General features: G+C 48.8%; 25 protein-coding genes and 1 pseudogene. 12 read left to right on the top strand and 14 right to left on the bottom strand.

The window, feature by feature from the left end:
* The first annotated feature begins 248 nt into the window (after window positions 1–248).
* Window positions 249–470, top strand: a complete 222-nt coding sequence (locus PYCH_RS04235; protein WP_237698692.1) for an SHOCT domain-containing protein — start codon at window positions 249–251, stop codon at window positions 468–470.
* A 70-nt stretch (window positions 471–540) separates the two neighbouring features.
* Here PYCH_RS04235 and PYCH_RS10155 read toward each other — a convergent pair whose 3' ends face one another.
* The 4 genes and pseudogenes from PYCH_RS10155 to PYCH_RS04255 all read right to left on the bottom strand — a co-directional run bounded on the left by PYCH_RS10155 (window position 541) and on the right by PYCH_RS04255 (window position 4,269).
* A complete protein-coding gene (locus PYCH_RS10155) occupies window positions 541–1,197 on the bottom strand; it encodes a class I SAM-dependent methyltransferase (RefSeq protein WP_308700750.1) in 657 nt (218 codons plus the stop codon).
* Window positions 1,188–2,351 (bottom strand): cystathionine gamma-synthase, encoded by a 1,164-nt coding sequence (locus PYCH_RS04245; protein ID WP_013905610.1) that lies wholly within the window; start codon window positions 2,349–2,351, stop codon window positions 1,188–1,190. The genes PYCH_RS10155 and PYCH_RS04245 overlap by 10 nt, the downstream gene beginning before the upstream one ends.
* A complete protein-coding gene (locus PYCH_RS04250; RefSeq protein ID WP_013905611.1) occupies window positions 2,348–3,517 on the bottom strand; it encodes a PLP-dependent cysteine synthase family protein in 1,170 nt (389 codons plus the stop codon). Before PYCH_RS04250 ends, PYCH_RS04245 begins: the two co-directional genes overlap by 4 nt.
* Before the next feature lie 138 nt (window positions 3,518–3,655).
* Window positions 3,656–4,269 (bottom strand): annotated as a pseudogene (locus PYCH_RS04255) (class I SAM-dependent methyltransferase).
* A gap of 152 nt (window positions 4,270–4,421) precedes the next feature.
* Between PYCH_RS04255 and PYCH_RS04260 the strand changes: the two are divergent.
* The 3 genes from PYCH_RS04260 to PYCH_RS04270 are packed head-to-tail and all read left to right on the top strand — an operon-like array spanning window position 4,422 to window position 5,724.
* Entirely contained in the window at window positions 4,422–4,760 is a 339-nt protein-coding gene (locus tag PYCH_RS04260; protein ID WP_013905613.1) for a hypothetical protein, read from the top strand.
* Window positions 4,761–4,790: 30 nt separating this feature from the next.
* On the top strand, window positions 4,791–5,144 hold the full coding sequence (locus tag PYCH_RS04265) for a hypothetical protein (protein WP_013905614.1): 354 nt from the start codon (window positions 4,791–4,793) through the stop codon (window positions 5,142–5,144).
* Window position 5,145: 1 nt separating this feature from the next.
* Window positions 5,146–5,724, top strand: coding sequence for a hypothetical protein (locus PYCH_RS04270; RefSeq protein ID WP_048058201.1), 579 nt, complete (start codon window positions 5,146–5,148; stop codon window positions 5,722–5,724).
* Here the strand turns inward: PYCH_RS04270 and PYCH_RS04275 are convergent.
* Entirely contained in the window at window positions 5,662–6,282 is a 621-nt protein-coding gene (locus PYCH_RS04275) for a TRASH domain-containing protein (RefSeq protein ID WP_048058202.1), read from the bottom strand. The genes PYCH_RS04270 and PYCH_RS04275 overlap by 63 nt on opposite strands.
* Before the next feature lie 115 nt (window positions 6,283–6,397).
* On the opposite strand from PYCH_RS04275, the gene PYCH_RS04280 reads away from it, so the two are divergent.
* The 3 genes from PYCH_RS04280 (at window position 6,398) to PYCH_RS04290 (ending at window position 9,448) form a co-directional block, all read left to right on the top strand.
* On the top strand, window positions 6,398–8,803 hold the full coding sequence (locus PYCH_RS04280) for a heavy metal translocating P-type ATPase (protein ID WP_013905616.1): 2,406 nt from the start codon (window positions 6,398–6,400) through the stop codon (window positions 8,801–8,803).
* 41 nt (window positions 8,804–8,844) lie between these two features.
* Entirely contained in the window at window positions 8,845–8,973 is a 129-nt protein-coding gene (locus tag PYCH_RS10160) for a thioredoxin family protein (RefSeq protein ID WP_237698705.1), read from the top strand.
* 196 nt (window positions 8,974–9,169) lie between these two features.
* Window positions 9,170–9,448: a hypothetical protein gene (locus PYCH_RS04290; protein WP_013905618.1), complete on the top strand. Its 279-nt coding sequence runs from the start codon at window positions 9,170–9,172 to the stop codon at window positions 9,446–9,448.
* Between the two features lie 93 nt (window positions 9,449–9,541).
* Here PYCH_RS04290 and PYCH_RS04295 read toward each other — a convergent pair whose 3' ends face one another.
* From PYCH_RS04295 to PYCH_RS04335, 9 genes are all read right to left on the bottom strand, one after another.
* Window positions 9,542–10,096, bottom strand: a complete 555-nt coding sequence (locus PYCH_RS04295) for a GNAT family N-acetyltransferase (protein WP_373419034.1) — start codon at window positions 10,094–10,096, stop codon at window positions 9,542–9,544.
* Between the two features lie 22 nt (window positions 10,097–10,118).
* Window positions 10,119–11,264: a glycosyltransferase family 4 protein gene (locus PYCH_RS04300; RefSeq protein ID WP_013905620.1), complete on the bottom strand. Its 1,146-nt coding sequence runs from the start codon at window positions 11,262–11,264 to the stop codon at window positions 10,119–10,121.
* Window positions 11,265–11,268: 4 nt separating this feature from the next.
* The gene (locus PYCH_RS04305) at window positions 11,269–12,165 is read right to left on the bottom strand and encodes a flippase-like domain-containing protein (RefSeq protein ID WP_013905621.1); all 897 of its coding nucleotides are present in this window, start codon (window positions 12,163–12,165) and stop codon (window positions 11,269–11,271) included.
* 1 nt (window position 12,166) lies between these two features.
* Complete coding sequence (locus PYCH_RS04310) at window positions 12,167–12,955, bottom strand: UbiA prenyltransferase family protein (RefSeq protein WP_013905622.1); 789 nt, start codon at window positions 12,953–12,955, stop codon at window positions 12,167–12,169.
* Between the two features lie 139 nt (window positions 12,956–13,094).
* Entirely contained in the window at window positions 13,095–14,324 is a 1,230-nt protein-coding gene (locus PYCH_RS04315) for an FprA family A-type flavoprotein (RefSeq protein ID WP_013905623.1), read from the bottom strand.
* Between the two features lie 101 nt (window positions 14,325–14,425).
* Window positions 14,426–14,773, bottom strand: coding sequence for a thioredoxin family protein (locus tag PYCH_RS04320; protein ID WP_013905624.1), 348 nt, complete (start codon window positions 14,771–14,773; stop codon window positions 14,426–14,428).
* Between the two features lie 69 nt (window positions 14,774–14,842).
* Window positions 14,843–15,412, bottom strand: a complete 570-nt coding sequence (locus tag PYCH_RS04325) for a hypothetical protein (protein WP_013905625.1) — start codon at window positions 15,410–15,412, stop codon at window positions 14,843–14,845.
* Window positions 15,413–15,422: 10 nt separating this feature from the next.
* Window positions 15,423–16,238, bottom strand: a complete 816-nt coding sequence (locus PYCH_RS04330) for a hypothetical protein (RefSeq protein WP_013905626.1) — start codon at window positions 16,236–16,238, stop codon at window positions 15,423–15,425.
* A gap of 43 nt (window positions 16,239–16,281) precedes the next feature.
* Entirely contained in the window at window positions 16,282–16,824 is a 543-nt protein-coding gene (locus PYCH_RS04335) for a nitroreductase family protein (protein ID WP_013905627.1), read from the bottom strand.
* Window positions 16,825–17,136: 312 nt separating this feature from the next.
* Here PYCH_RS04335 and PYCH_RS04340 point away from each other — a divergent pair, with 312 nt between their 5' ends.
* The 5 genes from PYCH_RS04340 to PYCH_RS04360 all read left to right on the top strand — a co-directional run bounded on the left by PYCH_RS04340 (window position 17,137) and on the right by PYCH_RS04360 (window position 22,536).
* Window positions 17,137–18,099, top strand: coding sequence for a HesA/MoeB/ThiF family protein (locus tag PYCH_RS04340; protein ID WP_048058204.1), 963 nt, complete (start codon window positions 17,137–17,139; stop codon window positions 18,097–18,099).
* Window position 18,100: 1 nt separating this feature from the next.
* Entirely contained in the window at window positions 18,101–19,192 is a 1,092-nt protein-coding gene (thiI, locus tag PYCH_RS04345; RefSeq protein ID WP_013905629.1) for a tRNA uracil 4-sulfurtransferase ThiI, read from the top strand.
* Between the two features lie 95 nt (window positions 19,193–19,287).
* Window positions 19,288–20,031 carry a Fe-S cluster assembly ATPase SufC gene (sufC, locus tag PYCH_RS04350; protein ID WP_013905630.1) on the top strand — a complete coding sequence of 248 codons (744 nt, stop codon included), beginning with the start codon at window positions 19,288–19,290 and terminating at the stop codon, window positions 20,029–20,031.
* On the top strand, window positions 20,009–21,436 hold the full coding sequence (gene sufB, locus PYCH_RS04355) for a Fe-S cluster assembly protein SufB (RefSeq protein WP_013905631.1): 1,428 nt from the start codon (window positions 20,009–20,011) through the stop codon (window positions 21,434–21,436). Before sufC ends, sufB begins: the two co-directional genes overlap by 23 nt.
* The gene (locus PYCH_RS04360; RefSeq protein ID WP_013905632.1) at window positions 21,436–22,536 is read left to right on the top strand and encodes a SufD family Fe-S cluster assembly protein; all 1,101 of its coding nucleotides are present in this window, start codon (window positions 21,436–21,438) and stop codon (window positions 22,534–22,536) included. Before sufB ends, PYCH_RS04360 begins: the two co-directional genes overlap by 1 nt.
* Window positions 22,537–22,627: the final 91 nt, after the last annotated feature.

A 22,627-nucleotide genomic window follows, 5' to 3' on the forward strand; every position in this document is an offset into this window, starting at 1 on the left:
GTATCACCAAGTTATTGATTTCAATAACTTGATTTTAAACGTTGCTCATGCAGATTGAGAGTCTTTTTCGGCAGTTGCCACACATTTTGAAAAACCAATTTAACTTACTTTTCAATTTTGGCAACGATAAATCAGATAACCCTTTACAAATAAACAATCTAAGGAGGCAAGTAAATGATGTTCAAAAGTATTGACGCTTGGAGGTTTTTGCCCACGCCGGAGAAGCAGAATGGGTGTGACACGACGTGATGGGATTTGGCTACTTTGGAATCCTAGGAGCGATATTCATGCTTCTCTTTTGGATCGCAATAATAGTTGCCGTGGCGTTGCTCATTAAGTGGATAATCGAACAGGGCTCGAGCGGCACATCAAGAAATCGAGCACTTGAGATACTCGACGAGAAGTATGCGAGGGGAGAAATAAACGACGAAGAATATGAGAGAAGAAAGAGAAAGCTCTTAGAGAGTTAAGCAAACACCGCTTTGTACAGCCCGATTATTATGTCACCTACCTCACAGTACACATCCATATAGTGGGCTTCTAATTTTTGAAGATCTTTGAGCCTATTTCTTTTATGTCTTCCAGTGAAAATCCAAGATGGGTGTCCTTTAAGGTTTCTTTAAACTCCTCATGCTCATGTTTGAGGACATCGATTATTATTACCCTGCCATTTTCTGTTAAAACGCTTTTCATGCTCTTTAAGACTTCCTCAGGATTTAAAAAGTGATGGAAGGCTAAAGTCGATAAAACAACGTCAAACTCTCTTGGAGCATTTATGCCGCAGTGCTCATTGGCAATCTCGATGGATTCCCTGATTTTCTCGGCAACTCCCCAGATTGGGGTTATTCCCTTCTCATCAAGCCTCTTGAGCATGCCTGGGGTTATGTCCAGAGCATACACGTCCGCTTTGACTCCTCTCTCCACAAGCTTTCTCTTAATCCTTTCTGTGAAAAATCCAGACCCGGCGGCGACGTCCAGGAGCCTGATGCTTTCCTTGTTCAGCTTTAGGATTTCCTCGACTATCTCCTCAACTATCGTCTCTATGCACTCCTCACTGAGGTAGTCTCTTACGATGTCATCTCTTCGTGGTGCTTCTCTTTCAAAGTACTCTATCTGTTTTATAAGCTCATTAGCTGAGCCCTCATCGAACCCAAGCTTTTTTAAGAAGTCTCTGACATCATCAACGCTCAGTATAATCTTCTCACCGCCTCAAAGCCTCTCTCCAGGTCCTCAATTAGATCCTCAACATCTTCTATTCCAACTGAGACCCTGATAAGGGAGTCCTTTATGCCAACTTTCTCCCTCTCCTCTTTTGGAAGTGATGCATGGGTCATCAAAGCCGGGAGCTCGATTAGGGATTCCACCCCACCGAGGCTTTCAGCCAGCGCAAAGATTTCGAGGCTCTCCACGAATTTCACTGCCTCCTTCAGCCCCCCTTTGAGTTCGAATGAGAGCATTCCACCAAAGCCACGCATCTGCCTCTTTGCGAGTTCATGCTGTGGATGCGACGGTAAACCAGGATAGTAAACTTTCTCAACCAGCGGATGCTCTTCTAGATACTCTGCAATTCTCATAGCGTTTTTCTCGTGCCTCTCCATCCTGACGGCGAGTGTCTTAATCCCCCTCATAACGAGCCAAGAGTCAAAGGGTGACAAAATTGCACCCACTGCGTTCTGGTGGAACTTTAGCTTTTCATAAAGCTCATCGTCGTTTAGCATAACCGCTCCACCCACAACGTCGGAGTGCCCGCTGAGATACTTGGTAACACTATGGAGGACTATATCTGCACCTAAGTCAAGGGGATTCTGGAAGTATGGACTCGCAAATGTATTATCCACTACCACGATTATATTCCTCTCATGTGCAATCTCGGATATTGCCTTAATGTCAGCCAGCTTTAAGAGGGGATTTGTGGGAGTTTCGAGCCAGATCATCTTTGTGTTCTCTTTTATCGCCTTTCTAACGTTCTCAGGATCTCTTGCGTCCACGTAGGTGAAATCAATCCCAAAGCGCTCCATAACTTGATTGAACAGCCTCTTGGTTCCGCCATAGAGATCGTCAAAAGCAACCACGTGGTCTCCTTTTTTGAGCAGAGCCAAGAGTATTGTTGACTCAGCCGCCAACCCCGAGGAAAATGCTAACCCATACTTGGCGTTTTCAAGTGCCGCCAGCTTTTTCTCAAGGCTGTCCCTTGTGGGATTGCCGGTCCTTGAGTAAACGTAGCCCTTCTCAACTTCCCTCACGCTCTTCTTTGCAAAAGTTGTCGAGAGGTGAATCGGAGAGACAACATCTCCGTACTGCATTTCTCTTGGATTTTCGCCAACGTGAATAGCTTTAGTTGAGAACCTCATCTCAATCCCTCCAGAATTTTTTCATCATATATTTCAAAGCCGTTCTCAAGAAGCCAGTTATCGTTGAAAATTTTCGTCAGATAGTTCCTCCCAGTGTCCGGGAATATTATGACGACTTTCTTTCCTTCTATCCCATTCTCCTTGAGGTACTTTATTGCCCCATAAAGGGCCGCCCCCGAAGAGCCTCCCGCAAGTATTCCTTCCCTTTTTGCCAGAAGACGCGTCATTGCAAAAGCCTCCTGGTCGTTGACGACAACTATGTCATCAATCAAGCTCAAGTCAACGATCTCCGGGAGCAAATCCTCCCCAATTCCTTCAACTAAGTAGGGATGGGCTTTTTTAAGGGCCTCTTCCAGTCTCATTCCTTTCTTTATAAGGTGGTATATCGAGCCAACCGGATCAACGCCTACTATCTTAACGTCTCTCTTCTTCTTTAGATAGCGTCCAATTCCCGTTATCGTCCCTCCAGTACCTATTCCGGCAAAAAGGTAGTCCAAATCTCCCCCAGTCTGCTCCCAGATTTCTTTAGCTGTTGTTTCATAGTGGGCTATTGGGTTGTATCTGTTGAAATACTGGTTGGGGATGTAAGCATAGGGTGTTTCCTCAACTTCCTCTTCAAGAATGGCCTTTAACTCCTCAAGCCTTCCCTCATCAACGAGCCTCTGCACATAGTCGACTATCTCCTTAAGTTCCCCCCTGCTCACTGGCTTTTTCTTTTTCCAGATTAAGTTCCTCACGACCTCAGCGACTTTGTAGTACGAATTGGGGTCACTTGGAGCAACGGCTGTTGGGGTTCTGATTACAAAGGCGCCTAGGGCTTTGAGGAGGAGCTCCTTCTCCGGGCTCATTTTAGTCGGCATCGTGAACACTGTTTTGTACCCCTCGACCGCCGCAACTAACGCCAAACCGACTCCCGTGTTCCCGGAGGTAGGTTCAATTATAACGGCTCCTTCAGCTATCTTTCCCTCTTTTTTAGCACCTTCGATCATGTACTTGGCTATCCTGTCCTTTATGCTGCCGCCGGGGTTAAAGAACTCTACTTTGGCGTAGAGCTCATTTTTGACATTAAAGTAGCTCTCTATTCTCTTGAGCCTTACCAATGGTGTCCTTCCGATAGTTTGTGTTATATTATCGTAGATACCCATTTTTGTGTAATTTCCTGCCATCTGGCGCCTCACCTACTCAAAAGTGAGTAAAAATGTGCATATATATCTTTCGATTACGGCAAAATCCCTCCGAAAATGTAGCCGATCAGAATAAGTTTGAATGCCGTATAACTGTACTTTTTTGCTCACTCCACACTATCACGTAGTTTCTTTCGTGGCAATTATTAGCCTCACAATGTCAAAGAATATATTTTCAACCCTCTCTATCTTGAAACCCGCCTTTTCAATGTTCTTTTGAGTTTCCCTACCATTGAAGTGCCTACCAGTGCCTTTGTCCTCGGATCAATCAAGTAAAGCGGGATGTTCAATAGCCTTGACTCGCTCTTCATGTGCTCCAAGAATATCGCCTTTCCTCCAGGTTTTAAGACTCTATACGCTTCCCTTAGGCCCTTCAGTGGGTCTGGAACTGTGCAGAACACGAAGGTGCTTAAGATGGTATCAAAAGTGTTGTCCTCAAACTCCAAATTTTGAACATCCATTAAGAGGAGCTTAACGTTATCTAAACCAAGCTTTCTCCTTCTCCTTTCAGCTCTTTCGAGCATTCCTTTGCTGATGTCTATGCCGATTACTTCAACACCCGCAGGATAATAAGGGAGATTCTTACCTGTTCCAACACCGATCTCAAGAACTTTGCCCTTAACTAAGCTCAATGCTTTTTGCCTGTACTTTGAGAAAGCCCATGTCTCCATTGGAATCTCGAAGATGTCGTAAATTTTTGAAAATCTGTCATATTTTCTGGCGGTGCTATCCATCCCCCTCACATTTTGCAGTCCTGGAGGGTATTCAATTAGGTTTATCCTTGCATTCTGGCAAATTTACTCATAACAAGTTTTCACATTGCCAATAATAAGCCTATTAGCATTTGCTCCAATCACATCATGAAAACACCAAAAAGGTGATGCAAATGGAGTGGAAATCCGTGTTGATGGGACTTATAATTGGGGTGCTCATAGCGGTTCCCTATAGTCTGGCGCACTCGGGAGTCTTTGAGAGGGAAGACAAGAACCCCTGGAGGGGCTTTGGACTAATGACAGGCATGGGGCACGGAATGGGCATGCACATGGGCATGATGAACGAGGGCATGCACGAGGAGATGGAGCGATACATGGAGAACGGAAACTTCACGGAAATTCATGAGGAAATGGAAGAGGATATGGAGGCAACAATGGAAAAGTACATGGGAGAGGGCTGGAAAGAAATGCACGAATACTGTGAAAGGATGATTGGAATTGAGGACGAGTGAATACCGCCTTTATACTTGGAGGTCGATGGCATGAAAAAAGCTTTATTTTTTGCGGGCCTGCTCCTTTTCCTGTTCTCTATGCTATATTACTTTTCAACGGCTCCCAAAACGGGCGACATCTTCGTAGGCCATCTTGTGGAAGGCAGGGCTATCAGCATTGAGAACGCCGCTGTTTTAGCAGATATGGACTGCGTGCCCAACGAGGAACACACAATGCTCACGTGCACCGCGGTGATAGACGCCAACGGGGACATCTTAAAGGTCCGCTACACTCATCCAATTGAAGTCCCCTGCCTTTCGAAGGGAGACCGGGTGGATGTTTTGCCGCTTGATAACTCAACGGTAAAAATTGTAAGAAAAGGCCCACCTTCAATGAAGCATTGAGGTGAAGAGCAGTGAAAAGAAAGCTGTTCTGGATAACTCTTGTGCTTTTACTCTGGTTTTCTCCTCAAACGCATATGCACTGGAACTTAAAGAGTTTGATACCAAGGAGATCATGCTTCCAATTATCGTTTTTGGTCTGTTAAACTCTCTTCGACCTGTAGTGTTCCTGATGATTGTGTTTTTGCTGTCTATGATAGCTATTATTGATGAGCGAAAGATCCTGAGGATAGGTCTTTCTTTTACTGCTGGTGTCTTTATTGGATATCTCATCATCGGACTAGGGCTGATTATGCTCCACCGAAGCTTTGGATTTTTAAGCTACGTTGTGGTAGCATTCAGCCTACTTGTAGGCTTTTACAAGATTTTCAAGTCTTTTGGACTAATGGACATAACTCTCCAAAGTCCGCTAAGGGAGAAAAGCAATAAGATTTTGGAGAAGGCAACTTCGCCAGTAAGCGCATTTGCAGTTGGTGCTATAATGTCGTTTTTAGCTCTGATGTGTACCCTACCGCCTTACTTAGTTATGGAGGTAGTTTTTGCCATTGTGAGTGTGATTTATCTCTTGTTTCTTCTTAGATAATTTGAATTTTTCCAAGTTTTCTCTTGCTTTTTTAAACTCTCTCAAGCATGTCGGACAGCAGAAAAAGTAAATCCGATTGCGGTATTTGTAAACTATTGGCTCGCCAACTATTTCCTTACCACAATAGTCACATTTGAAAGGCACCTTTACCTTCGGGGAGGCCTTTCTCTCAATGCTCTCTAGGATGGGCATTATTTCAAGAACCTCAAATCCAGCCTCCTCGATAACTCTTCGTAGCTCCTCCATATTCTCAATGGCAACTTTTATGAGATACTTCTTACTCGTGAAGCGGTTGATCTCTATTATTTCCTCGAACTCTTGGAGCTTCTCTGGATAATCTGTTTTAATTATCATGGCGATAACGTTGTGCGCCCGCAGAAGATTGGGGTTAAGCTTTACCGTATATCCCTGAATGACACCTTCCTTTTCAAGCTTTTCCAGCCTTGCTTTAACTGTCGGCCTGCTGACTCCGAGCCTCTCGGCAATCTCCGAAATGCTTAGCCTGGCGTTGTCCATAAGGAGATATATCAATCTTAGGTCCAGCTCGTCGAGCTTCATTTCCTCCACCGTTGATAGTTTGCTTTCAAAGTATAAAATTTTTCTGGTTGGAGTTTCCATTCTGGAAAAAATAATCCCCATAAGCTCTCACGTTTAGGAAAAATTGGTGATTAGCATGAAGCTCATACTTAAGGTAAATGGCATGACATGTGCGACGTGCGCTAAAACGATTGAAATGGCTCTAAGAGAACTCCCGGGGGTTAAAGATGCAAAAGCTAACTTAAACTCCGAAACCGTTTACGTTGACTTCGACGAGTCGAAGGTGAGCCTGAATAAGATTATAAGAACAATTGAAGAGCTAGGCTACCAAGTTGTCAGGGAAAGGAGGGATGCGATAATTAGGATCGGCGGAATGACGTGTGCAATGTGTGCCAAGACAATCGAAGTGGCACTCAAAGAACTCCCTGGGGTTTTAGATGCTCAGGTCAATCTGACGACTGAGAAGGCCAGAGTTAGCTATGATCCCAGTTTTGTGAGCATGGAGGACATTAAAAGGACCATAGAGGAAGTTGGTTACCAGTTCCTCGGAGTCGAGGGCGAGGAGAGCTATGATGTTGAAAGGGAAGTCAGGGAAAAGCATCTAAAGGATATGAAAAGAAAACTTATCGTCGCTTGGACGTTCGGAGGAATAATAACATTCATGACATATCGGTGGATTTTAGGCTTCGACTTTAAGATTCCATATATGCTTTGGATCCAGTTCATCCTAACAACGCCAATAATAGTGTATTCGGGAAGAGACATATTTCTAAAAGCTATCAGATCTTTGAAGCACAAGACCCTAAACATGGACGTGATGTACTCCATGGGTGCTGGCTCGGCGTACATAGCAAGTGTTCTTGCAACAGTTGGCATACTCCCCAAAGAATATAACTTCTATGAAGCGAGTGTGCTCTTATTGGCGTTCCTGCTCCTCGGGAGATACTTAGAGCACATAGCAAAGGGTAGAACTAGTGAAGCAATTAAGAAGCTCATGGGTCTTCAGGCCAAGAAGGCGACCGTGATTAGGGAAGGAAAGGAAGTTGAGGTGCCTATAAGCGAAGTTAGAGTAGGTGACATCGTAATAGTAAAGCCTGGAGAAAGAATACCGGTTGATGGAGTAGTTATTGAGGGTGAGAGCTACGTTGATGAATCCATGATTACGGGCGAGCCGATTCCAAACCTAAAGAGAAAGGGGGACGAGGTAATCGGAGGAACGATAAATAAGAACTCGGTCCTAAAGATTAAGGCAACGCGCGTCGGAAGGGCCACCATCCTAGCACAGATAATTAGGCTTGTGGAGGAGGCTCAGAACACGAGACCGCCAATTCAAAGGATAGCCGATAAGATAGTTACGTACTTCACACCAACCATCTTGGCAATAGCGTTGCTCTCCTTCATCTACTGGTACTTTATAGCTCAGAAGCCGTTCATCTTCGCATTCACGACGCTGATTAGCGTTCTGGTAGTAGCGTGCCCCTGTGCCTTTGGTCTGGCGACTCCAACCGCTTTAACGGTCGGGATGGGTAAAGGAGCAGAGATGGGAATACTTATCAAGAACGGCGAAGTTCTTGAAATCGCGAGGAAGGCAACGGTGGTTCTCTTCGACAAGACAGGAACGCTGACGAAGGGGAAGCCTGAGGTTACGAACGTGATAGCTTTCGGCATGGACGAGAGGGAGCTTTTGAAACTTGTGGCTTCTGCTGAGATGCGCTCGGAACACCCGCTGGGAGAGGCAATCGTAAGAAAAGCTAAGGAGCTTGGAATAGAGTTGGAGGAGCCTGAGAGATTTGAGACTATAACTGGAAAGGGCATTAGGGCTAAGGTGCGTGGGAGGGAAGTCCTAGCTGGAAACAGAAAGCTGTTTAGGGAGAACGGGTATTCAATTGATAATATTGAAGAGATCCTTCACAGGCTTGAGGACGAGGCCAAAACAGCCATAATAGTGGCTGTAGACGGTGAAATAGTAGGAATCATTGGCATAGCCGACACAATCAAGGAGGGCGCAAAGGAGGCTATAGAGGAGCTTCACAGGATGGGTAAGAAGGTCGGGATGATCACTGGTGACAACAGGAGAACTGCCAATGCCATAGCAAAGCAGCTCAACATAGACTACGTTTTGGCCGAGGTGCTCCCGCAGGACAAGGCCAACGAGGTCAAGAAGCTCCAGGAGAGGGGAGAAACGGTCATATTTGTTGGGGATGGTATAAACGACGCTCCGGCACTTGCCCAGGCGGACGTGGGCATAGCTGTAAGCTCTGGAACGGATATAGCGATTGAAAGTGGAGATATAGTATTAATGAGAAATGATATAAGAGACGTCGTTAAAGCGATAAAACTCAGCCAGAAAACGCTCTCGAAGATTAAGCAGAACTTCTTCTGGGCGATGATTTACAACATGATCCTTATCCCCATAGCAGCAGGTGCCCTTTACCCAACATTCGGAATAGTCTTCAGACCCGAGTGGGCAGCTGCCGCTATGGCGATGAGCAGCGTGAGCGTCGTAACGAACTCGCTCCTCTTAAAGAGGACAAAGATTTGAGGTGGTAGGATGATAAGGGAATTCGACGGGGACTTTGAGAAATTAAGAGGGCCAAGTACGCCCTCCTTTGGTTTTCCTCTCCCGGTTGTCCACCGTGCAGGATGATTGAGCCCTTCATGCGTGAGCTGAGTGAGGAATACAGAGATGTTGAGTCCTGGGAAGTGACGTGAGTAAACATCTCTGACTCGCGGAAAAGTTCGAAGTCATGAACGTGCCTACGCTGGTTTATTTCAGAGAGGGAGAGGAGGTTGCAAGGCAAAACCTCGTGAGGAGCAAGGGAGAAGTCGTCGAAAGACTGAAGGGACCCTTGAGAAGTTAAAGTAACCTTTTAATATTTTCACCTGGAAGTATTGGAGGTGAAATTCCGTGAAAAATCCTGTCATCAGGCTTAGGGCCATATTCAGGATGGGCGGGGTAGTGTATAAGGGCTACGAGGTAAGGGGCGACACCCTTGTCTTTAGGTTCGAGAGGAGCGGCGATTTCTTTATCCAAGTGATCGAGACAAAGGAAGTAAAAACCAGGGAAAAGCTGTCCCCTGCAAAGGTCCTCATGGAGGTAACCACCAACGGAAAAAGGAGGATCTATGAGGCAAGGCTCGTCGAGGAGAGGGGTGGCGAACTTATCTACGAGGTTTCCGAGTTCTGAATGGACTATCAGAGTCATAGTCGCTCTGGGGCAGCTGCTAGTTAAGCCCCTGTGCCTGATTTTTGATTAGCATGTTAGTGACTATATCATGCGCTACCCCGAGCCCTTATATTTTAGAACGACGAACTCCTTGTAGTCCATAACCTTCTCAAAGCCCTTCCGTAAGTAGTAGCCGTAGGCCTCCAGGTTCGGAAAGGTTATCACGTAGGGCTCTTTTCCGAGATTCCTCAGCCGATTTATAGCAAACTCAAGGAGCTTCGAGCCGTAACCCTTCCCCTTGTGGGCGGGATCAACCATAAAGAACTCGATAAGGCCAGTTCTTTCCCCCTTAATCTCCCCAGGCACCCACCAGACGTCTTTTCCCTCAAGGTTGTAGACGAGTGCAACCGTGCCGACGATTCTCTCACCCTCCTTTAGAACATAGAGCTCATCGAACTCCTTCGTCAGACGAAACTCAAGGAAGGGTTCGTAAACCCTCCTAAAGCCTTCGAAGTCGTGGGTGCTTGGCTTGTTCTCAACCCACTCCAGAGCAGGATAAGCCCCGTTTGTGCCCTGATAGACCCGAAAGACGAACCTAACAAGCTCATCCTTCAGCTCAATGGGATTTTCTATCCTCTTGATTCGCACCTTCACCACCCAAGTCACCATTTCCCAGAAAGGAATAAAAAAATCATTTTGGGCTCGATAGGATTTCCTCATAGCATGCCTCGACTTCATAGGCAACCTTCTTCCACGAATACTTTTCCTCGACGGCTCTCCTGCCTCTCTTACCCATCTCCTTCCTAAGCTCATCGTCCTCAAGCAGCGTCTCTATCGCCCTCCTGAGCTCCAGCTCGTTGCCGGGTGGAACGAGTATTCCTGCACCGCTAGATTCAACCACCTCCGGTATCCCGCCCACGTTGCTCGCCACAACAGGAACTCCCGAAGCCATGGCCTCTAGGATGACTATGCCAAAAGCCTCCGCCGTTATCGAAGGGAGAACGAAGACGTCCGCGATACCGTAAAGCTTGGGGAGGAACTCCGAGGAGACGTGGCCGAGGAACTTCACCCTATCCTCTATCCCAAGGAACTTGGCCTGCGCCTTCAGGAAAGGAAGCATCTCTCCCGAGCCCGCCATGAGGAGGATAGCATCTCTTACCTCCGAGAAGGCGTTTAGGAGGATGTGTGGCCCCTTGCGATAACTCATCCTACTGACGTAGAGGATTGCATAACCTTCAATACCCAGTTCCTCCTTTCTTTTTTCCCTCTCCCTATCGCTCAGCGGTCTGAAGACTTCCTCGTCCACGCCGTTGGGTATCACCCTCACCGGGACGTCCGTGAAGTGCCTGATGAAGGCCTCCGCGGCCTTGCTCACGGCTATTATCTCGTGGGGATAGCGAAGGTAGCGACTGAAGAGGGGAATCGTCAGGCCGAGGGCCTCCCAGAGCCTAGATTCGTGGGCAAAGGATATGCTGTGGGTCGTCAGAACCGTTGCCTTGCCCAAGAGCCGCCCGGCTTTGGCGGCCTTCAGAGCCAAGGGTGTGAAGGCGTGATGGGAGTGTATGACGTCATAACCCTTCAGGAACTCACCCATCTCCTCGCTTGATGCGAGGGAGTAGCTCATGTTTATACTAAAAATGGGGCTTACAACGCCTGGAACCTTGACGAGTTCTATCCCCAGGGCCTCGAGCTCATTCTCCTTTCCTGTCCTAAGGTCATTAGTAACTATGGCCACCTCGTGGCCGCGCCTCTTGAGGTGTATGGCAAGGTTATGCATGTGGCTCGCGACCCCGCCAACCTTGGGGTAATACCAGTCACTCACGAGTGCTATCCTCAACAAATCACCCCCTGTTCAGAGCCTGATAAAACGCCACCGCGCCGACGATTGAGTAAACATACTGGAATAGAAACTTATAGACAAACGCAGTTACCGCAGCCTTAGTTGAAGCACCGATTCCGAGGACTAGCCCGAACTCATTTGCCCCAAATCCTGCCGGAATGCCGCTGAGGGAAGCGAACAGCACGCTCATTAGGAACCCATAGAGGGCCCGTCTCATTGAAACCTTTAGGCCGAAGGCCTTCCCTACCTCTATAATCCCCCAGACCTGGAGGAAGATTATCACCGTGGAGAGCAAAAAGGACAAGAGAAAAACGACTTTATTATTCTTTGCTCCTTTCCATCCGCTGTATATCCTATCTAGATAGGCCCTGAGTGTTGATATCAGTCCCTTAAGACCAACTCTCTCCCAGAACTTGAGGAAAGAATCGAGAGCCTTGTAAACGCTCTCCTCATAGATGAGAGCCAGCAAGATGAGGGCCAACGCTAGGATTCCGAGCTTCGTGAGGCCGAAGAATATCAGGGCAAAGGATAGCACCACTAAGATTTCCGTGCTAATTCCAATGGCAAGAGAAGATAAGGCCTTGAAGTAATCACCGCCTACGAGCTTGACCTTCACGACGTGTCCGACGCTCGGTGGGAGGACCGTCATAAGATAGTAGCCGCTTATAAAGGCCCTGAGGGTCTCCTTGAAGCTCGTTCCCTGGATTTCCCTCAAGAAGAGGTGCCACCTGAGGGTAGATAAGATGACCGTGAGAACCGAAAGGGAGAATGCAATCAAGATGTACTCCAAGGAAGCCGTCTTCAGGGCCAGCCTAAGTTCATCGATGTCAATCACCCTGTACAGGTACGCGAGGGAGATTAAGAGAGCCGCGAGAGTGAGGATTCTTTTCATTTCCATCTTACACACCCATCACCCTTAATAATAAGTGCATCAGCAAAAGGGACGCCACAATAGCATCGAGGACCCTCACTCTGACACCCAATGTCATGATGCTGATGGCACCGAAGGCAGGGTTTAGCGGGGCCAGAAGCAGACCTATTGAGATGCATGAGAAGATTAGGACGAATCTCTCCGATGCTGTTTTCCCTATAACGATTGGCGTTGTCCTCAGACCAGCCCTTAAATCGCTCTCATAATCCTCTAGGTGATTCCTCAGTTCAAGGGCGAGAGAATAGAAAGTTATCGCGAGTGCCATAATAAGTTCTTGCCGTGTCATTATCCCGTCAAGGCTGGCCCCGTAAAGGAATGGTAGCGCCCCGAAGAAAACCCCATGAGAGAGCACGTCAGTCACGGGTCTCGCCTTGAGCCTTGGGGGTGCCGAGTAAATCGTCGCCAGAAAGACCATTGAGAGGTATATGGCGAGCTCCCCAAGTCCAAGAAAGGCCGCCAACGACAGGCCGGCCACTGCCATCAGGACTGCTGACAGAATGCCAGCTCGGAAGCTCAGCTCCCCGTTCGCTACAGGGTTCTTTCTTCGTTTGACCAGGTTAACAGAATCCGTATCGGCGTCAAAGCAGTTGTTTATCGCGAACGCATAGGCGACATATAGGATGAGGGATATGATAAGGAAGAGGGCACGAAGGGCATCGAGGTTACTGGAGAGATTCATGGTTAGGCCCAAAATGCCCATACCAATGAATGCTCTCCCATCCAGTATCCTGGTGTTTTTTATCACTGCTCTAAGCATGTTCCCACCGTCGGTTGTCTGGGAGGAAGGGTTATAAGGGTTACCACGAAAAAAGCTTCGCCTCAGGAAGAGGGAAATGAAAGAGTAGCTAAGCTGATAACATGATAAAGAAGTTCGAGAGGAAGGCGAACAAGCTTGTTTAAGGCTCAGAAAGCAAAGAAATGAGCTTTCTCACGCCCTCTCTGATGCGCATCTCGTCCTCTGGGGTTGTTCTTCCATTAACCTCGATTGTGCTTACGTGCTTGAACATCGACTTCTTTATGAGGGTCTCAATCTCCCTGCCCGCTACCCCTGCCCACCCAAACGTTCCGAGAATAAGCACGGGCTTCTCGTAGTTGGCCTTGTCGAGAATCTCATAGAGGGTATAGCGAATCCTCGGATGTATGTTAGCCTCGTAGGTTGATGCTCCTAATATGAGGGCTTCACTGTCTGGAACTTCCCCAAGGATATCGCTGACCGCTGGAGCATCCTTATCCGTGAAGCTATAGATGATAGGGTTAAAGCCGTGCTTCTTAAGCTCGTCCACCGCTATCAAGATACTCCTCTCGACGAACCCATACATCGAGTCGTATATCACGAGCACCTTGCCCTTCTTTGGAACCCCCGCGCCGACCTTGACGTAGTGCTCGAAAATCCTCTTGGGGTTCCTCCTCCAGATGAGGCCGTGGCCGGGTAATACTATCTTGACGTCATCGATGATACCCAGCTTCTTTATCTTCTCAATGTTTTGAATGATGTGCTTACGATAATGACCGATGACCGTAACGATGTACTTGGTGACGTAGGGGAGATACCTTTCGACGACCTCCTCGTTGCTGTCGTCGATGGCTGGCGGAATCGAGTATCCGCCACCGACATCACACCCGAGGATTATCTTGTCCTCCACCACGTAGGTTATCATTGTGTCGGGCCAGTGGAGCCACGGGAGGGTTATGAATTTCAGCGTCCTGCTCCCTATCTTGAGCTCCTCCCCGTCCTTGATGGCGTGAACGTTCTCCATTATTCCGTAGAACGAGTTTAGAAGCCTCTTCGCGAAGGTCGTGCCTATTATCTTGGCCCTATAGCCGTTGGCCTCAAGGACGACCGGAAGGGCTCCGCTGTGGTCGGGCTCGGTGTGGTGGACGACTATGTGAGTTATGTCCTTCGGATCAACCACGCTGGAAAGGGCCTTAAGGAACTCGTCGGCATAGCTTCTCTTCCATGTATCGAAAAGGATCACATTCCCGTCGGTTTTCATGACGTATGCGTTGTAGGTTATCCCCTCTGGAATATCCCAGGTGGCCTCAAAATATCTAATCTTGTCGTCATCGATCCTGAGAAGATAGAGCTCGGGTTCCTCAAGTAGCTTTTCAATCCAAACCTTTGGCATACCTTATCCCTCTTAAGATGGTTCGGGAAAAGATATAAAAAGTTTTCACGAGATCTGAATAAATTGGAAAAGAGACTGTCAAGGGCATCCCACTTATCAAGCTACGCAGAAAGATACTGCCTTACCTTCCTCTCGAACTCCGCAAAGTTGGGGACGCCGATGAACTCAACCCTATTGTTTATGAGTATCGTTGGAGTCCCCATGATGTTGTGCTCCATGGCCTTTCTTCTGCCCTCGGGGGTTGCAATGCTGAGCTCTCTGGCCACAACACCTTTATACTTCCTCGCTATCTCCTGGGCCATTGCCAATGCTATTGGGCAATAGGGGCAAGTCGGCGAGGTTATGACTTCAATTGTTACTTTTGGCCTCTTCGGTTTCTCCTCAATTATCCCCATCCTCTTCATTAGCTCGAGCATCTTCTTCCTCCTTATCATCTCCAGCTCGTCCACCCTCTCACCCCATTAGAGGGAAGATTTAGGAATTTAAAAAGAAATTTTTGAAAAAGAGTTCATGAAACACTAATCGACGGTTGCAAGGTGTATAGCCAGCAGTATCGCAAAGAGCACGGCCAGGGCTATGTGAACTTTTTTCCAGTGGCCCAGTGTGCCTGCAATCTTCGCCATTTTTCCCTCATGCTTCCTCGCCGCGAGAAGAACCTTTCCGTGTATGTACCTGCCGATGAACCCGGTAACGTTGAGCAGAACCAGCACGATTCCCATCGCAAGTCCGGTGCCTCCGGCGAGTCCTCCGTATTTGTAGCATGAGAAGAAGTGGAGGAAGACCAGCAGTGTCCCGGTCAGGGCGAATACTTGATGTATCGTGAGGGGATGCACTGGACCGGTAACCATCACGTACGGATGCTCCAGCCTGATCTCAAATCCCCACTTACCCGACTTTTTGTAGGCTATGAGGAGCTTCCTCTTGGTGAGGGAGTAGTAGACGACACCGACGGCAATAAGGCCTACTCCAAGGGCCGCGAGCTCACTGTAGCCTGCCCCGTATTCGTCCCCATGCTCTCCATATTCATCTGCAAGAACAAGGGGAGCAAGGAGAAGCGCTAAAAGGAAGAAAACCAGAAGTCTCCTCACATGAGCCACCTCAAAAAGCACCGCTTCCAATGCCACATATCTTGGCAAAGGGGCATATCGAGCAGTCCTCGGTGTAGGGCTGTAAAGGAGGTTCTCCCTTTACAGCTTTCGTAATTTCCTTGGCCTTTTCCATCTCCTCATCCTCGCCCTCTAAAACCAATGTCACACTCCCCTCAGCTCCTCCAGCGCCGCCCGCCGCGATTGGAATCGCATCCACGTTCACAAGAATTTCGTAAGCCTCGACCTCTGTTACGGGGATTGCATGCGGAATTGGCACTAGGGCGGCGTAAAGCCCGGTCCCCCAGTCAAAGGACCTAATTCCTGTAAGCTTTGCACTTACCTCGACCGGGGTGGGGGTAAACTTCTCAAGGCTTACTGGTGCTATTGTAAGCACGCCCTTTGTTATCGTCCATCCGAAAGTCCTGCCTATCGTGCCTCCATCGGGGGCGGCCGCGAAGACCGCAACGTTCCAGTTTATGTCAATCGCGTTGGCCCCCTTGATGAAGACATCTTCCGGACCCATTTCTTTTAGAGCCTCCATTGGGTCGCCTTCAAACGGCTTCCCTTTATAAAGGACAAGATGCCTGGGCCATGTCTTTTTTGGGGTAACGCACGTCCTGCCTTTGCTTATAACCCCTATCGTCCACTTCTCCTTTTCAATTTTCTCTCCTGAAATCTCCTCGACGATGTAGGCGGCGGTAGTCCCTGTAGCTATATAAACGAAGCCATGTTTTAATGCATACTGAACCTCATCCATCGCTACAACGGCTTTGGCAATTAAGCGCTTGCTCTCGGAGGGTGTTAATGTTACAAGGGCCCTCTGCACTGAGATCACCTCACCTATGATGTTGCCCCCGGAAAATAAATATCTAACCCCAATAGAATGGCATGCCAAACCTGTTATAGCTGACCTTCTCCCATTCGAAGACCTCTTCGCCGTGAGGCGGCTTGTTCTCCGCTGGATAGCCAACGCCAATGATGCAGAGAACGCGGTAGTTTTCTGGAATGTCCAAGAGCTCCCTCACATATTCCTCGGCCGTTTTACCTTCACCGTGCATCCTGTTCCTGATCTGTATCCAAAATGAGCCTAGCCCCAGGGCAACAGCCGCGAGATGGATGTGCTCGGCCGCTATGGAAGCGTCTTCGATCCATACGTCGCTCCTGCTTTCGTCGGCGGTAATCACTATCGCCAATGACGCAGTGGCAAGCCCCGCCGCCCCGGGCTTAGCTTTCGAGAGCTTTTGGAGTTTCTCCCTGTCATCAACAACTATGAAGTGCCATGGCCTCTTATTGTGGGAACTCGGTGACAGGAAGGCTGCCTCAAGGAGCTTCTTCACGAGTTCCTTTGGAACCTCTTTATCCTGAAAACGTCTTATGCTTCTCCTCTTTCTCAGTACTTCAAAAAACTCCATCTCCATCACCACACTTAAGGGAGTAACAAGCCCTTTAAATCTGCCTTTGGATGATCATGGCGAGGTGGATATGTCTTTGGCACGTAGGGAAGATACCTCCATAGCCGACATAATTATTCCTCTCACCCTACGAGAGCGAGGCCGGGTTCAACGAGATGTTCAGGAAAGCAGGAGCACAATACCTTGATCTAACGTTCTTCAAGGGCTTAAATAGAAGAACTTTTCAAGTGTCTACCGGCCCCTTAAGGAGCTTTGATTTTTGAAAAGATTAAGTTCATAAAGATTCCTTCAAACCCTCCCTTGGTGAGGGAGATGATGGATTTTTCGAGACACTTCCCGATCATAGGAATGGAGGGTCAGAGGAAGCTTGGCGAGAGCACCGTGGCCGTCGTCGGGGCGGGGGCACTTGGCAGTTGGGAAGTTTATTTCCTTTACAAGCTGGGCATCGGGAAGATAATTGTTATCGACAGGGACTTCGTGGATGAGAGCGACCTTCCGAGGACTATTTACACGAAGGAGGACGTTGGAAAGCCGAAAGTCGAAGCCCTAAAGGAGCGCTTTGACAACGTCGTTGGCTACTTCGAAGACTTGAACCCATCCACGGTGAACCTCTTGGACGAGGCCGACCTAATACTCGATGGGACCGACAATATTTACACAAGGCAGGTAATAAATGACTATGCCATAAAGATGAACAAGCCTTGGATCTACGTTGGGGTTCTGAGCACCTACGGAGACGTAATGCCTATAATCCCAGGGAAGACCGCCTGTTTCCGCTGTTTAATGCCAAAGCTACCCTCGAGACCCATGCCCACTTGTGCCGTCGCCGGAATCATGAGCTACGTCCCACCCTTCGCGGCATCGCTCGCCGTGTCATTGGCTACCAAGATACTCCTTGGGGAGGAAGTAAGGAGCGAGCTAATATTTTTCGACACTAAGACCCTCGAATTCGAAAAGATTGAGATGCCGAGAAAGGAAGACTGTCCAGCGTGTGTTAGGAAAGAGTTAATCTTCCTGAAGAAGCAGATCAGAATTGAGCGCCTCTGCGACGGCTCAATCCAGATAACTCCACCGGAAAGAATGGACATCGACTTCGACGAGCTCGCTAAAAGACTAAAAGCTCTCGGCATAGAGTACATCAAGACATCCCAGTTTATCCAATTCGAGGATGACTATGCTGAAATCCTGATATTCCAAGGCGGTAGGATGGTCGTGAGGGGAGTTGAGAACGAAAAGGAAGCAAAGAACTTTTTTGCCCGCTACCTGGGTGGTTGACATGATAATCGTTCGTTACGGCGAGATAGCCATAAAGAGGGGCAAGAGGAAGGAGTTCGAGAAAAAGTTAGTAGAGAACATCCTCGCGGCACTGAAGAGGAAGGGAATTGGGGGAAGAGTTAAGCTCGTTCGGGGGAGAATTCTCGTAGATGCCCCAGACGATGCGACAGATGTCATAGCGAAAGTTCCCGGTGTTGTCTCGGTTTCGCCGGCAAGGGAGATGGAATATGAGGAAGTTCCCAAATACTTGAAGGAGGCCCTCAAAGGCCTGAACCCGAAGAGCTTCAAGGTTGACACCCAGAGGCTTGACAAAGGCTTTCTCAAGACCTCCCTTGAGGTTAACCGAGAAATCGGGGCCTTCGTCGTGAAAGAGTTTGGCTGGAAGGTTGATCTCGAAAATCCGGAGCTCACGATAGGCATCGAAATCATAAATGGGAAGGCATACGTTTTCTTCGAAAAGATAAAGGGTGTGGGTGGCCTGCCAGTGGGGACGCAGGGAAAGGTCATCGCCCTCTTGAGCGGCGGCATAGACTCTCCTGTGGCGGCGTTTTTGATGCTCAAGCGCGGTGCGGAGGTAATAACTCTTCACTTTGACCAGGGGACGAACGCTAGGAGGGTTGTCGAGAGGACGGTGGAAATACTGAGCGAATACTCACCCAAGGACATTGAGCTCATCGTGGAGAATCATTTCGAAATCCTGAAACCCTACGTCAAGGTGCTTAGCGATATTAACCGTAGGGAGTGGACGTGCGTCTTCTGTAAGGTTGCCATGCTTAGGCGCGCTGCGGAGATAGCAAAGGAGGAAGGCGCATTTGGCATCGTTACAGGGGACTCTCTCGGTCAGGTAGCATCGCAGACGCTGGCGAACCTCTACCTCGAGACTATGAGCGTCCGCTTCCCGATATACAGACCTCTTATTGGGTTCGATAAGGAGGAGATAGTGGCGATAGCCAAGAAGATTGGGACGTATCAGGCGTTTCTCGAATATCCCTACTGCCAATGTCCCTTCAGGCCCGAGAAGGTTGTGACAGGTGGGAAACCCGAGGAGTTCTTCAGTATTCTAGACGCTTTGGAAAGGGAGGGTGTAGTTTAGAGTTAACCTGTATTCCTAATACCCAAATTTGTGGACAAAGATTTAAAAGTAGTGGTTTTTACCCAAGAATGTATACATATAGGACGGTGATGAGCATGCTAAAGGTTGAAAACCTACACGTCAGGGTTATGGGAAAGAACATCCTGAAGGGTGTTTCCTTGGAGCTAAGTGAGGGTGAACTTCACGTGGTTATGGGGCCAAATGGAAGTGGAAAGTCCACTCTCGCCTTGACCATAGCTGGCCATCCACGGTACGAGGTTGTGGAGGGTAGGATTCTTTTCGAGGAAGAGGACATAACCAAGATGAAACCCGAGGAGAGGGCGAAGAAGGGTATATTCCTCAGCTTCCAGCATCCGGTTGAGGTCGAGGGTGTCAAGGTCCTCCAGTTTCTCCAAAGAATGTTGAAGAACCTCAGGGGCGTGGACGAAGTAGAGGCGTATGAGGTTATCTTCAATGCCGTTCGGGAGCTTGGACTTGACAGTTCCATTCTCTCGAGGGAGCTTAACGTTGGATTCTCAGGCGGTGAAAGGAAAAAGCTTGAGATGCTTCAGGCCTATTTAGCCAGGCCAAAACTTCTGATACTTGACGAGCCCGATAGTGGTGTTGATGTTGATTCGCTCAAGGTCATAGCCAAGGTTATCGACAGGCTTCATAACGAAGGCACCTTAATACTCCTCATAACTCACTACGGCAGAATTCTGGAGTATCTAAATCCCAAGATGGTTCACGTGCTGAAGGAAGGCAAGCTTGTGGCTTCGGGTGGTCTTGAGCTCGTAAAGCTCATCGAAGAGAAGGGATTCGCGGCGGTGGGAGAGAATGGAGAGACCGTCAAAGCTTGAGGAAATACTTAGGGCCGGCTCTCTCGAGGAAGTCCTCGGCACCGCCGTGCCTTACCCTAAAGAGATAGAACTCAAGGGTGAGCTGACGAGGGATACCATAGAGGAGCTCTCACGGATAAAAGGCGAGCCAAGATGGATGCTTAGGCATAGACTCAGGGCCTTGGAGCTCTTCCACAAACTGCCCATGCCGAAGTGGGTGGTCGGTATCGAGGAGCTTGATCTTGAGAGTCTGGTTATCTACTCGAAGCCAGAGATAGGCAGTGAGGTTAAGGACTGGGAAGACCTGCCCGAGAGCATTAGGAGAACCTTCGAGCGTTTGAACATCCCGGAAATAGAGAAGAGGTTCCTCTCCGGCCTGACGGCTGTGTTCGATAGTGAGAGCGTCTATTCTAAGCTCAAGGAGGAGTTCGAGAAGAAGGGCATAATTATGCTCCCCATGGAGGAGGCCGTGAAAAAGTATTCTGGCCTTGTGAAGAGGTACTTTGGTAGAGTCTTTTCCCCTGGAGAGCACAAGTTTTCTGCCTTACACCACGCCCTTTGGAGCGGTGGAGTTTTCGTTTACGTGCCGAAGGGGGTTAGAATACCCTTCCCGATAGAGGCGTTTTTCGTTATCGGCTCCGCATTGGAGGGACAGTTCGAGCACACACTTTTGGTTGCAGACGAGGGAAGCTACATTCACTTCATAGAAGGCTGTTCTGCGCCGATGTACAAGGGCTTCTCATTCCACGACGGCATGGTTGAGATTTACGCCCACAAGGGAGCAACCGTCAAGTTCACCACGATACAGAACTGGAGCCGCAATGTGATCAACTTCAACAACAAGCGCGCAATCATAGAGGAGAACGCCTATGTCGAGTGGATAGAAGGGAGCATAGGGAGCAGGATAACCTACACCTATCCATCGAGCGTCCTCAAGGGAGAGGGAGCAAGGACCACCCAGTACGTCGTCTCGCTGAGCAATGGGCCCTATCTCAAGGACACCGGGGCCAAGAGCTTCCACCTCGCCCCGAACACAAGCTCGAAGATAGTCTCCAAGAGCATAAGCGCCAACGGCGGAATAAACATATACCGTGGGCTGGTGAGAATAATCAAAGGTGCAAAGAACTCCACCGCGACGGTCTCATGCGATTCGCTCATTCTGGACGAAGAGAGCAGGGCCTACACTTATCCGCACAATCAGAACGACGAGCCTACAGCGAGTATAATCCATGAAGCCACTACCGGAAAGCTTGGGGAGGACAAACTCTTCTACATGAATCAGAGAGGAATAAGCGATGAAGAGGCCAAGAGCCTCATCGTGCTCGGCTTCATCAGCGAAATCCTTGAGGGTCTGCCCTTCGAGTACGTGGAGGTTCTCAAGAAGGTCATAGAGCTTGAGTTCAGCGAGATAGGGGGTGTTGGCTGATGTTCATTGGGAAGGAAGCACTCGAAAGGCTAACCTACCAGAAGTACGGCGACAGCCCAACCATAAAGAGTTACACCAAGTGGAAGCTCTTCGAGGAAAACTCGCCACTCAAACTGCCGACAGAGGCTAAAGCGGTCAAGGTTCCGATAAAGGGGCACATCGTTTTATCGGGAAGCGAGGCCGAGTTCAACCTTCCTGCGGGGGTTGAGCTGAGCGAGGGGACTTTAGGCCTTTCTCAGCCCGAAGAGTCGAGAATCCTCGGTTTCCACTTCTACGCACTCAGAAAGGCATACAGGCTGAGGATAGCTGAAGACCTCAGGACACCACTTGTGATAGTTTCACACCTCTCCGAAAGGGCCTTCGTGAGCCATCACATCTCGATAGAGGCCGATAACGTTAAAGCGCCGATAGTCATCTACGACATGAGCGAAGAGGGAACAAAATCCCTCGTTATCGAGCTCAAAGCTAAGAATGCTAACCTCGAAATCTTGACTGTCGGAAAGCACGAGGCACTCTCACACTACCTCCTGAGGGCTTCTCTCGGTGAGAAAACCAGTGTCAGGGCTTTCACCCTTGTCAAGGGTGGAAAAATGAGCCACCACCGCGAGGACTACTCCCTTGAAGGGGCAAAGAGTGAGCTGATACTCAGGGGCATGCCCATAGCCATTGGAAGCTCGGTGGACTACCTCACCAACGTCCTCCAGTACGGCGAAAGGAGCAAAAGCGAGACGAGGGTTCACGGCTTTTCATACAAGAACGGCTGGACGGTTCACAGGGGGGTTGCCAAGGTCTTTGAGAGCGCCAGGAACTCATCGAGCGGTGTCGTGTCTCAGATAACCATAATGGACGAGGGTTCACTTGGAGTGAGCGTGCCGATGCTTGAGGTCGATGCAGGAGAAATCGAGTCGGCCTTCCACTCCTCGGCGGTGAGGCAGTTCGACGAAGACGCGCTCTTCTACCTGAGGTCGAGGGGACTCGACAGCGACGAGGCGATGAGCCTCTTCGTCCACGGCATTGGAGAGGCTTTGAGCAGTCATCTCGAAAGGCTCCGCGGCAAGGCAAGGGGGAACGTCGGGGAGCTAATAAAGGGGCTTCTCTGATATTTCATACTTTTTTAAGTTTTGATTTTCGGGAAAACTTTTATTTTCTCTGAGTCAAACTGATATGAGTCAAACTGATATCATGATGAAG

It is taken from the genome of Pyrococcus yayanosii CH1, from assembly GCF_000215995.1.
GTDB lineage: Archaea > Methanobacteriota_B > Thermococci > Thermococcales > Thermococcaceae > Pyrococcus > Pyrococcus yayanosii.

Excerpts from the sequence above, each read along its gene's own strand:
- PYCH_RS04250 (WP_013905611.1), bottom strand. The coding sequence starts at position 3,517 with ATGGCAGGAAATTACACAAAAATGGGTATCTACGATAATATAACACAA.
- PYCH_RS04235 (WP_237698692.1), top strand. The coding sequence starts at position 249 with ATGGGATTTGGCTACTTTGGAATCCTAGGAGCGATATTCATGCTTCTC.
- PYCH_RS04360 (WP_013905632.1), top strand. The coding sequence starts at position 21,436 with ATGTTCATTGGGAAGGAAGCACTCGAAAGGCTAACCTACCAGAAGTAC.
- PYCH_RS04295 (WP_373419034.1), bottom strand. The coding sequence starts at position 10,096 with ATGGTGACTTGGGTGGTGAAGGTGCGAATCAAGAGGATAGAAAATCCC.
- PYCH_RS04275 (WP_048058202.1), bottom strand. The coding sequence starts at position 6,282 with ATGAAGCTCGACGAGCTGGACCTAAGATTGATATATCTCCTTATGGAC.
- thiI (WP_013905629.1), top strand. The coding sequence starts at position 18,101 with ATGATAATCGTTCGTTACGGCGAGATAGCCATAAAGAGGGGCAAGAGG.
- PYCH_RS04340 (WP_048058204.1), top strand. The coding sequence starts at position 17,137 with ATGATGGATTTTTCGAGACACTTCCCGATCATAGGAATGGAGGGTCAG.
- PYCH_RS04310 (WP_013905622.1), bottom strand. The coding sequence starts at position 12,955 with ATGCTTAGAGCAGTGATAAAAAACACCAGGATACTGGATGGGAGAGCA.
- sufB (WP_013905631.1), top strand. The coding sequence starts at position 20,009 with ATGGAGAGACCGTCAAAGCTTGAGGAAATACTTAGGGCCGGCTCTCTC.
- PYCH_RS04305 (WP_013905621.1), bottom strand. The coding sequence starts at position 12,165 with ATGGAAATGAAAAGAATCCTCACTCTCGCGGCTCTCTTAATCTCCCTC.
- PYCH_RS04315 (WP_013905623.1), bottom strand. The coding sequence starts at position 14,324 with ATGCCAAAGGTTTGGATTGAAAAGCTACTTGAGGAACCCGAGCTCTAT.
- PYCH_RS04260 (WP_013905613.1), top strand. The coding sequence starts at position 4,422 with ATGGAGTGGAAATCCGTGTTGATGGGACTTATAATTGGGGTGCTCATA.
- PYCH_RS04265 (WP_013905614.1), top strand. The coding sequence starts at position 4,791 with ATGAAAAAAGCTTTATTTTTTGCGGGCCTGCTCCTTTTCCTGTTCTCT.
- PYCH_RS04335 (WP_013905627.1), bottom strand. The coding sequence starts at position 16,824 with ATGGAGTTTTTTGAAGTACTGAGAAAGAGGAGAAGCATAAGACGTTTT.
- PYCH_RS04245 (WP_013905610.1), bottom strand. The coding sequence starts at position 2,351 with ATGAGGTTCTCAACTAAAGCTATTCACGTTGGCGAAAATCCAAGAGAA.
- sufC (WP_013905630.1), top strand. The coding sequence starts at position 19,288 with ATGCTAAAGGTTGAAAACCTACACGTCAGGGTTATGGGAAAGAACATC.
- PYCH_RS04280 (WP_013905616.1), top strand. The coding sequence starts at position 6,398 with ATGAAGCTCATACTTAAGGTAAATGGCATGACATGTGCGACGTGCGCT.